General features: G+C 67.8%; 15 protein-coding genes. 13 read left to right on the top strand and 2 right to left on the bottom strand.

Annotated elements, in window-relative coordinates; all coding sequences use genetic code 11:
- Nucleotides 1-72: 72 nt before the first annotated feature.
- From HGB39_RS08625 to HGB39_RS08685, 13 genes are all read left to right on the top strand, one after another.
- A complete protein-coding gene (locus tag HGB39_RS08625; protein WP_005569741.1) occupies nt 73-1,239 on the top strand; it encodes an acyl-CoA dehydrogenase family protein in 1,167 nt (388 codons plus the stop codon).
- On the top strand, nt 1,239-1,988 hold the full coding sequence (locus tag HGB39_RS08630; protein WP_005569739.1) for an SDR family NAD(P)-dependent oxidoreductase: 750 nt from the start codon (nt 1,239-1,241) through the stop codon (nt 1,986-1,988). The genes HGB39_RS08625 and HGB39_RS08630 overlap by 1 nt, the downstream gene beginning before the upstream one ends.
- Nucleotides 1,988-3,181: a thiolase family protein gene (locus HGB39_RS08635; protein WP_005569737.1), complete on the top strand. Its 1,194-nt coding sequence runs from the start codon at nt 1,988-1,990 to the stop codon at nt 3,179-3,181. Before HGB39_RS08630 ends, HGB39_RS08635 begins: the two co-directional genes overlap by 1 nt.
- A complete protein-coding gene (locus HGB39_RS08640) occupies nt 3,181-4,419 on the top strand; it encodes an acetyl-CoA hydrolase/transferase family protein (RefSeq protein ID WP_005569735.1) in 1,239 nt (412 codons plus the stop codon). Before HGB39_RS08635 ends, HGB39_RS08640 begins: the two co-directional genes overlap by 1 nt.
- A 19-nt stretch (nt 4,420-4,438) precedes the next feature.
- Nucleotides 4,439-5,362, top strand: coding sequence for a hydroxymethylglutaryl-CoA lyase (locus tag HGB39_RS08645; RefSeq protein WP_005569734.1), 924 nt, complete (start codon nt 4,439-4,441; stop codon nt 5,360-5,362).
- A 45-nt stretch (nt 5,363-5,407) separates the two neighbouring features.
- Nucleotides 5,408-6,166 (top strand): SDR family NAD(P)-dependent oxidoreductase, encoded by a 759-nt coding sequence (locus HGB39_RS08650; RefSeq protein WP_043791360.1) that lies wholly within the window; start codon nt 5,408-5,410, stop codon nt 6,164-6,166.
- A 105-nt stretch (nt 6,167-6,271) separates the two neighbouring features.
- Complete coding sequence (gene menB / locus HGB39_RS08655) at nt 6,272-7,129, top strand: 1,4-dihydroxy-2-naphthoyl-CoA synthase (protein WP_005569731.1); 858 nt, start codon at nt 6,272-6,274, stop codon at nt 7,127-7,129.
- Between the two features lie 116 nt (nt 7,130-7,245).
- On the top strand, nt 7,246-8,031 hold the full coding sequence (locus HGB39_RS08660) for an enoyl-CoA hydratase-related protein (RefSeq protein ID WP_043791362.1): 786 nt from the start codon (nt 7,246-7,248) through the stop codon (nt 8,029-8,031).
- 5 nt (nt 8,032-8,036) lie between these two features.
- Nucleotides 8,037-9,008: an EamA family transporter gene (locus HGB39_RS08665; RefSeq protein WP_054245961.1), complete on the top strand. Its 972-nt coding sequence runs from the start codon at nt 8,037-8,039 to the stop codon at nt 9,006-9,008.
- Nucleotides 9,009-10,196: a CaiB/BaiF CoA transferase family protein gene (locus HGB39_RS08670; RefSeq protein ID WP_005569727.1), complete on the top strand. Its 1,188-nt coding sequence runs from the start codon at nt 9,009-9,011 to the stop codon at nt 10,194-10,196. It abuts the gene before it with no gap.
- 81 nt (nt 10,197-10,277) lie between these two features.
- A complete protein-coding gene (locus HGB39_RS08675; RefSeq protein ID WP_054245962.1) occupies nt 10,278-11,087 on the top strand; it encodes an enoyl-CoA hydratase/isomerase family protein in 810 nt (269 codons plus the stop codon).
- 5 nt (nt 11,088-11,092) lie between these two features.
- A complete protein-coding gene (locus tag HGB39_RS08680; RefSeq protein ID WP_005566949.1) occupies nt 11,093-11,944 on the top strand; it encodes an enoyl-CoA hydratase/isomerase family protein in 852 nt (283 codons plus the stop codon).
- A 36-nt stretch (nt 11,945-11,980) separates the two neighbouring features.
- Nucleotides 11,981-13,015 (top strand): phosphotransferase family protein, encoded by a 1,035-nt coding sequence (locus HGB39_RS08685; protein ID WP_005566950.1) that lies wholly within the window; start codon nt 11,981-11,983, stop codon nt 13,013-13,015.
- 67 nt (nt 13,016-13,082) lie between these two features.
- On the opposite strand, the gene HGB39_RS08690 is transcribed toward HGB39_RS08685, so the two are convergent.
- Both HGB39_RS08690 and HGB39_RS39555 read right to left on the bottom strand, forming a co-directional pair.
- Entirely contained in the window at nt 13,083-13,718 is a 636-nt protein-coding gene (locus HGB39_RS08690) for a PaaI family thioesterase (protein WP_005566951.1), read from the bottom strand.
- Nucleotides 13,719-13,766: 48 nt separating this feature from the next.
- The gene (locus tag HGB39_RS39555; RefSeq protein ID WP_005566952.1) at nt 13,767-13,889 is read right to left on the bottom strand and encodes a hypothetical protein; all 123 of its coding nucleotides are present in this window, start codon (nt 13,887-13,889) and stop codon (nt 13,767-13,769) included.
- Between the last annotated feature and the right edge of the window lie 34 nt (nt 13,890-13,923).

The following is a 13,923-nucleotide window of genomic DNA, read 5'->3' on the forward strand; positions in this document are numbered from 1 at the left end:
TTCGTCGTTGACTTTTTGGTCTGTCCTTTAGTAACTTAAGTCCAAACTGAACCAACGACGACGGGACGTGCTGTGGACTTTGATCTGACCGAGGATCAGGCGACGATCCGAGATGCGGTGCGAGAGCTGGCCGGCAAGTTCGACGAGCAGTACTGGGTGGAGAAGGACAGTGAGCACGAGTTCCCCACCGAGTTCTACGACGCGTTCGCCAAGGGCGGCTGGCTCGGCATCACCACACCCGAGGCGTACGGCGGGCACGGCATGGGAATCACCGAGGCCTCCATCCTGCTGGAGGAAGTCGCCGCGTCCGGCGCCGGCATGAACGGCGCGAGCTCGATGCACCTGTCCATCTTCGGGATGCACCCGGTGATCGTGCACGGCTCCGAGGAACTCAAGCAGCGCACCCTCCCGCGGATCGTCGACGGCGACCTGCACGTCTGCTTCGGTGTCACCGAGCCCGGCGCCGGTTTGGACACCACCAAGATCACCACCTTCGCGCGACGTGAGGCCGACAAGTACATCGTCAACGGCCGCAAGGTCTGGATCTCCAAGGCGATGGAGTCGGAGAAGATCCTTCTCCTCACCCGCACAACGAAGTTCGAGGACGCGAAGAAGAAGACAGATGGTCTGACGCTGTTCCTCACCGATCTCGACCGCTCGAAGGTCGACATCCGCCCGATCAAGAAGATGGGCCGCAATGCGGTCACATCGAACGAACTGTTCATCGACAATCTCGAGATTCCGGTCGAGGACCGGGTGGGCGAGGAGGGCAAGGGTTTCAAGTACATCCTCGACGGCCTCAACCCGGAGCGCATGCTCGTGGCGTCCGAGGCCCTCGGTATCGGCCGCGCCGCTCTCCGTCGCGGCGTCCAGTACGCCAACGAGCGTGAGGTGTTCGGGCGCCCCATCGGCATGAACCAGGGTCTGCAGTTCCCGCTCGCCGATTCGCTCGCCCGACTCGACGCCGCGGAACTCGTCCTGCGCAAGGCGACGTGGCTCTACGACAACGGAAAGCCGTGCGCCCGCGAGGCCAACATGGCCAAGTACCTGTGCGCCGACGCCGGGTTCCAGGCCGCCGACCGCGCCCTCCAGACCCACGGCGGCATGGGCTATTCGGAGGAATACCACGTTGCCCGGTACTTCCGCGAAGCCCGCCTGACCAAGATTGCCCCGCTCAGCCAGGAGATGGTTCTCAACTACCTCGGCGAGCACGTCCTCGGCCTCCCCAGGAGCTACTGATGTTCGAACTCACCGGAAAGTCCGCACTCGTCACCGGTGCGGGCAGTGGAATCGGCGCCTCGGTGGCGCACGCCTACGCGCAAGCAGGTGCGGCCGTGCTCGTCACCGACGTCGACGGCGATGCCGCGGCGGCCGTGGCCGCGGAGATCACCGCAGCCGGCGGTTCGGCGAAGTCCGCGGCCCTCGACGTCCGCAACGGCGATCAGGCGGCCGCCGCGGCGGAGCAGGCCGCCGCGCTGAACGACGGCACCCTCAACATCCTGGTCAACAACGCGGGTGCCATCGCACCGGCGATGTTCCCGAACCTCGAGGAGGAGGACTTCCGCCGCATCGTCGACATTCATCTCGTCGGCAGTTTCGTCTGCAGCAAGGCCGTCCTCCCGTACCTGCCTTCCGACGGCAGCGGCCGCATCATCAACGTGACCTCCGCGGCCGGTCTGGTGGGCACCATCGGGCAGGCGAACTACGGTGCCGCGAAGGCGGGCATCATCGGACTCACGAAGTCGCTGGCGCGGGAACTCGCCAAGAAGCAGGTGACGGTCAACGCGATCGCGCCGCTCGCCGCCACCAAGATGACGGAGAACATCCGCAGCAACGAGAAGCTCTCCGCTAAGACGCTCGCGCGAATCCCGCTGGGCCGCTGGGCGGAACCGGACGAGATCTCGTCCAGCTTCGTGTTCTTCGCATCCGACGGCGCGGCGTACATCACGGGCCAGGTGCTGCCCGTCGACGGCGGGACGGTGATCTGATGGCCGAGAAGCGCAACCCTTTCCAGCGTTCCGCTCGCGAGGTGATCATCGCGGAAGCAGCGCGCACCCCCATGGGCAAGTCGCACCCCGACCGCGGCTGGTTCCGCGACACCCATCCCAACGACATGCTCGGCGCGGTGTACACGGAACTCATCCGCCGCAGCGGGCTGGCGCCGGCGACGGTCGAGGACCTCGTGATCGGGTGCACCGCACCGTTCGGCGAGCAGTCCCGCAACATCGGCCGCAACGCCTGGTTGCAGGTCGGTTACCCGCCGGAGGTCCCGGCAGTGGTGCTGGACCGCCGCTGTGGATCCGCTCAGACGGCCGTCGAGATGGGCGCCGCCCTGGTCGGCTCTGGTACCCACGACGTCGTCGTGGCCGGCGGTGTCGAACACATGGGCCACGTGCCGATGAACTCACCGGCCAAGATCTCCGAACTGTACGGGGATCCGTGGCCGGAAGCGCTGCGCGACCGGTACGACTTCGTGAACCAGGGCGAGAGTGCCGAACTCATCGCGGACCGGTGGGAGATCTCCCGGCAGGAGATGGACGAGTTCGCCGTCCGCTCCCATCGTCTTGCGACCGAGGCTATCGAGGCGGGCCGTTTCGACGCCGAGATGATCCCCCTCGATCTCGCGGGCGAGAGTCGGTCCACCGACCAGACCATTCGCCCCGGAACGAGCCTGGACAGCCTGGCCGGGCTGAAGACGGTGTTCCGGGAGAACGGCCGGATCACGGCGGGCAGTTCGTCGCCGATCTCGGACGGGGCGGCCGGTGTGCTGCTCGCTTCCCGCGAGGCCGTCGACGCGCACGGACTGCGGGCCCGGGCCCGGATCCTCGATCAGACCACCGTCGGGGTGGACCCGATCATCATGCTGACCGGTCCGATCCCGGCAACCCGGAAGTTGCTCGACCGCAACGGGATGAGCATGAACGACATCGACCTCTTCGAGGTCAACGAGGCGTTCAGCTCGGTCGTCCTGGCCTGGGAGCGGGAACTGAAGCCCGACATGGACCGGGTCAACGTCAACGGCGGCGCGATCGCGCTCGGGCACCCCGTCGGCGCGACCGGTGCGCGTCTCATCGCCACGATCGTCGCGGAACTGGAGCGGCGGGACGCCGAAATCGGTCTGGTGACCATGTGCTGCGGCGGCGGTCTGGGAACGGCGACCCTGATCCAGCGGATCGACTGATGATCGATCTGACGCCGCACATCCGGCCCGGCGACGGAATCTGGTGGAGCCAGACGAGCGCGGAACCCACCCCGCTCGTCCACGCCCTGCTCGACCAGGTGCCGTCGATCGGCCCGGTCCGGGCCTTCGTGGGGCTCACCTGGAACCGGCGACTGACGAGCGAATTGCCCGACGAGTTGTCCATCGTCTCCTACGGTGGCCTCGGCGAACTGCGGCGCCTCGCCCGACTCGAGGTCGTGCCCTGCCATTACGGGGCCCTGCCGCGGTTGTTCGCCGAACGGCGGCTCCCGTGCGACGTCGGGTTCGTGCAGGTGTCACCGCCGGACTCTGCCGGAAACTGCTCGCTCGGGGTCGGTGTCGACTACATCGCCGACGCCCTCGACCACACACCGGTCCTCATCGCCGAGATCAACCGGCGCATGCCCGTCACACTCGGCGCACCGAAGATTCCGCTGTCGCGGTTCGCCGCGGTGGTCGAGACCGACCGGCCATTGCTCGAGGCACCGGACCGCCAGCCCGCCGACGTGGAACTGGCGATAGCGCGGAACGTCGCCGATCTCGTCGCCGACGGAGACACGATCCAGATCGGCGTCGGAACACTGCCGTCCGCCGTCCTCACCGCACTCGCGGGACACAAGGACCTCGGGCTGCATTCCGGCATGATCTCCGACGCGGCGCTGCGGCTGATCGACCGAGGTGTGCTGACCGGGGCGCGGAAGGAAATCGACCCCGGACTGCACGTGGCCGGTGCCGCGCTCGGAACCGCGGCACTGTACGACCGGCTGCCTGGGCTTCCGGTGGCGTTCCGCCCGGCGAGTTACACCCATGCGCCGCAGGTTCTCTCGCAGCTGCGGTCGTTCGTGTCGATCAACTCGGCGATCGAGGTCGACCTGACCGGGCAGGTCGGCGCGGAACTGCGCAACACGACCTACGCCGGTGCAGTCGGGGGACAGGTGGACTTCTCCCGGGCGGCGGCGATGACCGGCGGCCGCTCCATCATCGCGATGCGCGCGGATTCGCGCGGGGAGTCGACGATCAAGACGGCCCTCGAGTACGGCGTGGTGACCACCGCCCGTGCGGACGTCGACTTCGTGGTCACCGAGCACGGTGTCGCGGCCTTGCGGGGGTGCTCCCTCGGGGAGCGTGCGCGTCGCATGATCGCCGTGGCGGCACCCGAGCACCGCGAAAGGCTGGAATTCGATCTCGAGGAGTACGACCTTGCATCCGCAACGGAGTGAGGGGAAAGGAGCCGACGCCATGACGCGTCCCCACAAGGTCCAGATCCGGGAGGTCGGACCGCGTGACGGTTTCCAGAACGAACCGGAACGCATCCCGACCGACGACAAGGTGCGGTTGATCAACGCCCTCGGGCGGGCGGGATTCGCCCGGATCGAGGTGGCCAGCTTCGTGCGACCGGATGTGATCCCGCAGCTGGCCGACGGCGTCGAGGTTCTCGGGCGCATCGAGGTCCCCGACGAGACGAAGCTGATGGTGCTCGTCCCCAACAGCAAGGGTCTCGACAATGCACTGAAGGTGCGCGATAAGTTCCACGAGGTCGCGATCTTCGTCAGCGCGTCGGAGACCCACAACAAGAAGAACGTCAATAGAACCGTCGACGAGACGATGGCGGACAATGACGTCATGGCCAAACGGATCGTCGCCGAGGGCCTCGACTGCGCCGCCGTGATCGCGACGTCGTTCGGCTGCCCGTTCGAGGGCAAGATCGACCTGACCCGCGTGCTCGACCTCGCCGAACGTTTCGCGGAGGCCGGCGCCACCGAGATCGGCTTCGGCGACACCACGGGCATGTGCAACCCGGCGTACGCGTCGGAATTCTTCGCGGCGGCGCTCGAACGACTGCCCGGTGTGGAGGTCACCGCGCACTTCCACAACACCCGCGGCCAGGGCCTTGCCAATGCATACGCGGCACTCGAAGCAGGTTGCGCGAGCTTCGAATCGAGCTTCGGTGAGCTGGGCGGCTGCCCCGTTCCGGCAGGCTCGACCGGCAACATCGCCACCGAGGACCTGGTGAGCATGTTCCACGAAATGGGCGTCGAGACAGGCCTCGACCTTCCGCGCGTCATCGACGCGGCCCGGGAAGCGCAGAGCGTGCTCGGCCGCAAGCTCACCAGTCATTCGATCGTCGCGGGCCCCATCGAGTGGGCCTCGAGCCTGCGCTGAAATCGACCGAACCTCGAACCACGACACACACAAACGGAGAAGAACATGAGTAATCGAGTTGCATTCGTGACAGGCGGTGCGCAGGGCATCGGCAAGGGCATCTCCGACGCACTGGGTGCTGCCGGCTTCCGCGTCGCGGTCGCCGACCTCAACCTGGAGGTCGCCGAGGAAACCGCGGCCGGCATCCGCGACGCCGGCGGCCAGGCGATCGCCGTCCCCGTCGACGTCACCGACACCGCGTCGGTGCAGGCCGCGGTGAAGCAGGTCGCCGAGCAGTTCGGCCCCGTCGAGATCGTCGTGAACAACGCAGGCTGGGACGACTTCATGCCGTTCCTGAAGACCGACGAGGCGTTCTGGGACCGGATCCTCGACATCAACTTCAAGGGCCAGCTGCGCGTGATCCAGGCGACCGTCCCGGGCATGGTCGAGCGCGGCTGGGGCCGTGTCATCAACATCGGTTCGGACGCGGGCCGCGTCGGCTCGTCGCTCGAGGCCGTCTACTCGGGGGCCAAGGGCGGGATCATCGCCTTCACCAAGACCCTCGCCCGTGAGGTCGCGACCAAGGGTGTCACCGCGAACACGGTGTGCCCCGGCCCCACAGACACTCCCGCGCTCCGCAAGTTCGCCGACAGCTCGGGCCAGGAGGCCGACAAGGTGATCGGCGGCATGACCCGCGCCGTGCCGATGAAGCGGCTCGGCAAGGCGGAAGACATCGGTGCCACGGTGGCGTTCTTCGCGTCCGACGCGGCCGAATTCGTCACCGGCCAGACCCTGTCGGTCAGCGGTGGCCTGACGATGTCCTGACGGGCAGTTCGATTCGGAAGGTGCGGCTCGGGTTCCGGTCCGCACCTTCGGCATTCGCGGGCTCGGACGGTAACGATCGTTAGCGCGTGTGCCTATGATCGGTTCATGACGAACAACGGTGATACAGCGGATTTCGTGTCCTGGACGGCAGTCGGTGAGTTCGAGGACATCCGATACGAGCACAGTGGCGACGGGATCGCGAAGATCACGATCTGCCGTCCGGAGGTGCGCAACGCGTTCCGTCCGCAGACGCTGATGGAGATCTCCGAGGCGTTGGTCGACGCCCGCGAGGACTCCTCGGTCGGCGTCATCGTGCTGACGGGCGAGGGGCCCGAGGCGTTCTGCTCGGGTGGCGACCAGCGGGTGCGCGGCGACACCGGCTATCTCATCGAGCCGGGCAAGGCGGGCAGCGTCGGACGGTTCCACGTCACCGATCTGCAGATCCAGATCCGCCGCCTTCCGAAACCGGTGGTGGCCATGGTCGCCGGCTACGCGATCGGCGGCGGGCACATCCTGCACCTGGTCTGCGACCTCTCCATCGCTGCGGACAACGCCCGGTTCGGTCAGGTCGGCCCGAAGGTCGGGTCGTTCGACGGCGGCTATGGCGCGGGTTTGCTCGCCGAACTGGTCGGGGTGAAGAAGGCCAAGGAGATCTGGTTCCTGTGCCGGCAGTACGACGCGCAGCAGGCGCGTGAGATGGGCTTGGTCAATACCGTTGTCCCCCTTGCCGACCTCGAACGGGAAACGGTGCAGTGGTGCCGCGAGATGCTCGAGCTCTCACCGTTCGCGCTCCGCCTCATGAAGGCGAGTTTCAATGCGGCCGAGGACGGCATGGCGGGCATCCAGCAGCTGGCCCACGATGCGAACCTGCTCTTCTACTCGACAGACGAGGCGAAGGAAGGCCGGGAGGCGTACAAGGCCAAGCGGCGGCCGGAGTTCGAGAAGTTTCCGCGCCGCCCTTGATCTTCCATTTCGGTCCGACAATTAGTATGGTTGGGTCAATACCGCATGTGAGTGGCAAAGTGTGCCGACGCACCCCTTGCCACTCACATGGGACTGGAACGAGAAGGATGGTGTGCATGTCGGAAACCGCAACGCCCGCAGTCGCATGGAGCGACGTCGATGCCGGCGTCATGACGATCACGCTGCAGCGCAGGCCGGCGAACGCGCTCGGGCTGCCGATCATCGACGGGCTGAACGCCGCGCTCGACGCGGCGGACGCCGACGGCTCGGTGAAGGTGATCGTCGTCCGATCCGACATTCCGGGCTTCTTCGCGGCCGGCGCCGACATCAAGCACATGTCGTCCGTGGACGCGGAGTCCTTCACTGCCTACGGCGATCGACTCCGTGGGGCTCTCGACCGTCTCGCGTCTGCCGACCGCATCACGATCGCCGCGGTGGACGGCCTCGCGCTCGGCGGCGGCCTCGAACTGGCCATGGCCTGCACCCTGCGGGTCGGCGGGGCGGACGCGAAGTTCGGGCTGCCCGAGGTGAAGCTGGGACTGATTCCCGGAGCCGGTGGAACGCAGCGACTTCCGCGTCTCGTGGGCCGCGGTCGCGCCCTGGACATCATGCTCAGCGCCCGTCAGGTCCTCGCCGCCGAGGCGCACGCGATCGGGCTGATCGACCGGCTCGTCGACGCCGGTACCGCGACGGACGCCGCGCTGGCGCTCGCCGCCGAGTTGTGCACGATGTCGCTGCCCGCGCAGCGCGCCGTCATCCGCACGGTCGACGCGTCGTTCGACACGCCGCTCGAGGAGGGCTTCCGGTTCGAGGTGGCCCAGGAACAAGATCTGTTCGAGAACGGAGAGGCGAAGGAGGGTATTACCGCCTTCCTGGAGAAGCGCGCCCCGCGCTTCTCCTGAACGCCATGTCGTCCGGGCGTGCCGGAAAGGGTGCGATCGCGTTCGCCCTGTTCCTCGTCTATGTGATCTGGGGATCGATCTACCTCGCGATCCGCCTGGTGATCGACGAAGTCCCGCCCCTCGGCTCGATGGGCGCGCGGTTCCTCCTTGCCGGCGCGCTGATGGCCGCCTTCCTGGCCTGTCGCGGCGGCTGGCGGCGGCTGCGCCTCACCCGGCGGGAAGCGGCGGGCGCGGCGTTCCTGGGCGTGTTGCTGCTCGCGTGCGGGAACGGCCTGACCTCGGTCGGCCAACTGCACGGCGTGCCCTCCGGGGTGACTGCGCTCCTCGTCGCCATGGTGCCGCTGTGGATCTGCCTCTATCGCACGCTGTCCGGTGACCGCCCGCGAATGCTCGAGTTGGCGGGTGTCGGGGTGGGGCTGATCGGACTCGCGGTGCTGGTGTTGCCACACGGCGGCGAGCGGTCGGGGCTCCCCGTCGTCGGCGTGGCCGTCATCGTGCTGTCCAGTCTGTCGTGGTCGTTCGGCTCGTGGCTCAAGCCGAGGGTCCTGTTACCCCGGGACGTGTATGTCGGTGCGGCATATCAGCTTCTGGCTGCCGGAGCGGCCATGTCGGTCGCCTCGGTGGCGACGGGTGAACGGCTGGACGGGGAGATCGGGCCCCGCGCGTGGGGTGCGTTCGGCTACCTCGTCGTCTTCGGCTCGATCATCGGATTCACCGCGTACGCGTGGCTGCTGCACCACGCCCCGCTGTCGCTGGTGGCCACACATACGTATGTGAATCCGGTGGTGGCCGTGGCGCTCGGGTCGCTCGTTCTCTCCGAACCCGTCACGCCCGCTCTCGTGATCGGGGGAGCCGTTGTACTGATGTCCGTCGTCCTGGTCGTCAGTGCGCACGCCCGGATGCGGGGTCGGGGGGATTCCTCCGTGAACGAATTCAAGGTATTATTATCAGACCAAAGACCGGCAGGAGGTGGGTAGATGGTGCGGGACGACTCGAAACGCTCGTTCACCGGGCCGCTGGCGGGGCTGAAGGTGGTCGAGATCGGCTCGATCGGACCGGGTCCGTTCTGCGCCATGCTCCTTGCCGATCTCGGGGCGGACGTGATTCGCGTGGATCGCGCCACGGGTTCGGGACTGGTGGGGCCGAACGCCGACTTCCGCACGGAACTGCTGCACCGCGGACGTCGCTCGCTCGCCGTCGACCTCAAGCATCCCGACGGCGCCGCGGTGGTGCTCTCGCTCGTCGCGGACGCCGACGTCCTGATCGAGGGTTTCCGCCCCGGGGTCGCCGAGCGCCTCGGCATCGGACCGGATGACTGCGCGCAACGCAACGCTCGGCTGATCTACGGCCGCATGACCGGTTTCGGGCAGGACGGCCCTCTCGCTCAGCACGTCGGCCACGACATCAACTACGTGGCGCTCAGCGGTGCCCTGTCGCTGATCGGACGTCAGGGCCAACCGCCCACCCCGCCGCTCAGCCTGATCGGTGACTTCGGTGGTGGAGGAATGCTACTCGCGCTGGGCGTCCTGTCGGCGTTGTTCGAGAGGCAACGCTCGGGACTAGGGCAGGTGGTCGACGCGTCGATGGTCGAGGGCGCCGCACTCCTCGCGACGCCGTTCTTCGGGTTTGCGCAGACCGGGGTGTGGGGCGAACGCGGCACGAACATCGTCGACAGCGGTGCGCCCTACTACGACGCCTACGAGACCGCGGACGGAAAGTGGCTGGCCGTCGGCGCGCTGGAACCGCACTTCTACGCCGACCTGGTCGCGTTGCTGGAACTGCCCGACGACCTGCCGGACCAGAACGACCGCTCGCAATGGCCGCAGATGAAGAAGGTCTTCGCCGACGCCGTGCGCGGCCGCACACTCACGGAATGGCTCGAGGCGGGAGAGGGACTCACACCCTGCATATTGCCCGTCCTCGAGGTCGACGAGGCGCCGTCGCACCCGCACCACGTCGCCCGAAATGCATTCGTCGATGTCGACGGTCTCGTCCAACCGGCGCCGGCGCCCCGATTCAGCCGGACGGCGGCCACCGTGGACCGCCGTCCGCCGATGCCGGGGGAACACACCACCGAAATCCTGACCGACTGGGGAATCGACCCGGGCCGCAGCGCCGACTGGCTGCGCTCGGGCGCGGTGCGCGAGGCCGAAGCAGAGACCTGACCCGCCGGGCCGTTGACGTCCGGACCACCACGAAACGTGTGGCGACCACCTGGGGTCGCCGAACTGAGAAGGAGTGCACTCGTGACCGAGCCCACGACATGGGAGACGTTCACGCTCGAGCGGCCGGAACCCGGCATCGCCGTCGTGACGTTGAATCGCCCCGAACGGATGAACTCGATGACGAACACCATGTTCGTCGAACTGGAGAGGGTCGCGCTGCAACTGGACCACGAGCATGACCTGCGCGTCGTGATCCTGACCGGTGCCGGCAAGGCCTTCTGCGGTGGTTTCGATCTCGACGATGCCGACGGACTGTCGTCGATGACACCGATGGGCATGCTCGATCAGCAGGAACTGGCCGCGCGGGCACTCTCGGCGATCCGCAGCATCCGGGTCCCGGTGATCGCGGCGGTCAACGGTGCGGCCGCCGGTGGCGGGCTGTCCCTGTCTCTCGCCGCCGATATCCGGATCGGTTCGCCTGCCGCGCGGTTCAACGCGGCGTTCGTGCGGATCGGACTGTCGGCCGGCGACCTGGGTGCGTCGTGGCACCTGCCCAGGCTCATCGGCCCGGCGCGGGCAGCGGAGTTCGCCTACACCGGCCGCTTCATCGAGGCGGTCGAGGCGGAGTCCCTCGGACTGCTCAACGCGGTCGTGCCCGCCGAATCGCTGCTCGACGAGGCGCTCACGATGGCCCGCCTGATCAGCGCGAATTCGCCTGCCGGAGTCCAGCTGTCGAAGCGTGCACTCCACGCGAACATGGAAGTGTCGTCGTACGCGGCGGCGCTCGAACTCGAGAACCGCGGTCAGGCGCTGCTGACCCGCGGCGAGGACATGCCCGAGGCGCTGGCCGCGTTCAAAGAGAAGCGCAGCCCCAAGTTCACGGGAAGGTGAGCCAGATGACGCAGACCGAAGTGCGGGAGAATACGGCGGTGCTGAGCAATTACGAGCCGCCCCGGTTGGAGACCCTCACCCTCGACGTGCTCGACGGGCAGATCGTCGTCCTCACGATCAATCGGCCCGACCGGATGAACTCGATGGTCGTGAAGATGTTCGAGGAGTTCAACACCGTGGCGTACGCGTTGCGTGACACCGATGCGCGGGCCCTGATCATCCGGGGCGCGGGGGACCGGGTGTTCTGTGCCGGGTTCGATCTGGACGAGATTCACGTCATCACCGAAATGGGTGTGCGCGAGTTCCTGCGGTTCCAGGAGACCGCGACCGGTGGGTTGGCAGCGCTGTACCACCTGCCGTTCCCCGTGATCGCGGCGATTCACGGTGCTGCTTCGGGTGGCGGGATGGCTCTCGCGCTCGCCGCCGACATCCGCCTCGTAGCGCCGACTGCGAAGTTCAACGCGGCGTTCGTCAAGGTCGGCCTGTCCGTGGGGGAGCTGGGCACGTCGTGGAAGCTCACCCGCCTCGTCGGGCCCGGCCGGGCGGCGGAGATCGCGTACACCGCGCGCTTCGTCGGAGCAGAGGAGGCCGCCCGAATCGGGCTGGCGAACCGGGTGGTGCCGAGCGAGGACCTGTTCGACGAGGCCGTCGCGGTGGCCCAGGCGATCGCGTCGAACTCTCCTGGCGGCGTTCGGATGTCGAAGCGTGCGCTGCAACGGAACCAGGAGGTGACATCGTATGCGGCGGCGCTCGAGTTGGAGAACCGGGGACAGGCGCTGCTCACCCGGTGCGCCGACATGCCGGAGGCGCTCGCGGCGTTCAAGGAGAAGCGGGCGCCGCGCTTCACAGGGCAGTAGGAATCAACCAATGACGACACGGATGGAGGCGAGCGCATGACCTGGGAATGGACGCCCGACACGCTCGGTGCGCTGGAGACATTCCTGCGCGAGCGCGGGATCACCGAAGGCCCGCTCACGACCGCCCGGATCGGTGACGGACATTCCAACCTGACGTTCCTCGTGTCCGACGGCGTCCGTCAGGTCATCGTCCGCCGACCGCCGCCTCCGCCGGTTCCGCCGGGCGCACACGACATGTTGCGGGAGGCGCGACTCGTCGGCGGCCTCGCGGGCAGTGGCGTGCCGGTGGCCGACGTTCTCGCCGTCGGCCAGACCGGGGACGTGCTCGACGTCCCGTTCTATGTGATGGACTACGTCGCCGGTCCGGTGGTCACAATCGAGACACCGCCGGCGCTCAGCGCCCCCGCGGACCGTCGCCGGATCGGTGAGGCGCTCATCGACACCCTCGCAGCGCTGCACGCGGTGGACTGGCAGGCCGCCGGATTGGGAGATCTGGGCCGTCCGGACGGATTCAACGAACGTCACCTGCGCCGCATGGGCAGGCTGGTGGCAGCCGACGACGGGACACCGCCGCCGGAGTTCGCGGACATCGACGCGTGGCTCGGCGCCCACGTGCCCGCCGAATCCGGTGCCGCGATCATTCACAACGACTACCGCATCGGCAACGTCATCCTCGCCCCCGACTCACCGGGACGTATTGCCGCAGTGCTGGACTGGGAGCTCGCGACGATCGGCGACCCCCTGTTCGATCTCGGCTACTTCCTCACGTCGTATCCCGTCGCGGGGGAACAGCGCACACCGACCGAGGACCTCGGCGTGGCCGTGCTCGAGCAGGGGTATCCCACCCGCGACGAACTGGCGCAGCGGTACGCGGACGCCACCGGCGCCGACCTGTCGAACCTGAACTGGTACACGACACTGGCCCTGTGGAAACTGGCGGTCCTGTACGAATACGGGCGGCGCCGCGCCGTCGCCGGCGTCGGCGACCAGTACTACCGCGACGGGGCACTGGTGCGCTCCTTCCTCGACGCCGCGCACCGGGCGGCAGGGTTGGCACCGTCGGTGGTCTGACGACGCGGGTGAGGCGGTCGGTACGCGAGTGGACCTCGACGTACCGACCGCCTCGTGCATGTCGAGATCACGCCCGGTGACACGTGACCGTCGCTGTGGTGCAGGTTTTTCCGGATCGATTGCGCGCGACGACCTGGACGACGGCGAAGCTGCGGCCGCGGTAGATCATCCGGGGTGCGAAGGTGAGCGGCTCGGTGCCTGGGCACGGCCGCACGAATGCCATTGCGATCGACGTCGTCTGGAACTCCGTGTGCGGTGCTACCGCGGAGTGGCCGGCGATCTCGGACGCGCACAGGAGGATACCGCCGTGGACATTGCCGAGCGGATTGCACAGCGACTCCGACGGATCGAGCTCCAGTCCCGCGCCGGCGTTGTCCCGTCGGTGGTGGGCGCCGAGTAGTTCGACGATCGACGTGGCGGTCGCCCGTGCGCGGACGTCGTCGGGCACGGATCCCGCTGGTGCGTCGGCGGCGACGTATCGCAGCCGGGCACTCCCGAGGGCCACGACCTGTCCGCTCTCGTCGAGGATCCGGCCGGTCGCCACACCACCGTCCGCGTTGACGGCGACGACAGTGCTCTCCGCCCGCAGGATCGAGCCGTCGAGGGCAGGGCCGCGGGTGAAGTCGAGGTGAAGTTCCGTCGTGACGGCCCATTGCCCGGTCTGACAACGTGCGGTGATCGGGTAGCCGGTCACGTCGTCCATCAGGACGCCGAGTGCGCCGCGGCACGGCAGGCCGCGCTGGTCGGACAGCTACGGTCCGGTCGGCATTTCCGACCTGCCGTGGGTCCCGTCGCCGGTCACGGGAGCTACCCGGAACAGCGCTTCGACGCCGGTTTCGACGAACGGAAGCGCTGTGATGTTCTCGATGCTCACGTTTCTCCTGGACGGCTGGTGCGATGCGGAATGC

It is taken from the genome of Rhodococcus opacus (assembly GCF_012396235.1).
Taxonomy (GTDB): domain Bacteria; phylum Actinomycetota; class Actinomycetes; order Mycobacteriales; family Mycobacteriaceae; genus Rhodococcus_F; species Rhodococcus_F opacus.

What these genes read in the sequence shown, in the direction of transcription:
- HGB39_RS08630 (WP_005569739.1), top strand. Translation starts at nt 1,239, where the DNA reads ATGTTCGAACTCACCGGAAAGTCCGCACTCGTCACCGGTGCGGGCAGT.
- HGB39_RS08635 (WP_005569737.1), top strand. Translation starts at nt 1,988, where the DNA reads ATGGCCGAGAAGCGCAACCCTTTCCAGCGTTCCGCTCGCGAGGTGATC.
- HGB39_RS08640 (WP_005569735.1), top strand. Translation starts at nt 3,181, where the DNA reads ATGATCGATCTGACGCCGCACATCCGGCCCGGCGACGGAATCTGGTGG.
- HGB39_RS08645 (WP_005569734.1), top strand. Translation starts at nt 4,439, where the DNA reads ATGACGCGTCCCCACAAGGTCCAGATCCGGGAGGTCGGACCGCGTGAC.
- HGB39_RS08650 (WP_043791360.1), top strand. Translation starts at nt 5,408, where the DNA reads ATGAGTAATCGAGTTGCATTCGTGACAGGCGGTGCGCAGGGCATCGGC.
- menB (WP_005569731.1), top strand. Translation starts at nt 6,272, where the DNA reads ATGACGAACAACGGTGATACAGCGGATTTCGTGTCCTGGACGGCAGTC.
- HGB39_RS08660 (WP_043791362.1), top strand. Translation starts at nt 7,246, where the DNA reads ATGTCGGAAACCGCAACGCCCGCAGTCGCATGGAGCGACGTCGATGCC.
- HGB39_RS08665 (WP_054245961.1), top strand. Translation starts at nt 8,037, where the DNA reads ATGTCGTCCGGGCGTGCCGGAAAGGGTGCGATCGCGTTCGCCCTGTTC.
- HGB39_RS08670 (WP_005569727.1), top strand. Translation starts at nt 9,009, where the DNA reads ATGGTGCGGGACGACTCGAAACGCTCGTTCACCGGGCCGCTGGCGGGG.
- HGB39_RS08680 (WP_005566949.1), top strand. Translation starts at nt 11,093, where the DNA reads ATGACGCAGACCGAAGTGCGGGAGAATACGGCGGTGCTGAGCAATTAC.
- HGB39_RS08685 (WP_005566950.1), top strand. Translation starts at nt 11,981, where the DNA reads ATGACCTGGGAATGGACGCCCGACACGCTCGGTGCGCTGGAGACATTC.
- HGB39_RS08690 (WP_005566951.1), bottom strand. Translation starts at nt 13,718, where the DNA reads ATGGACGACGTGACCGGCTACCCGATCACCGCACGTTGTCAGACCGGG.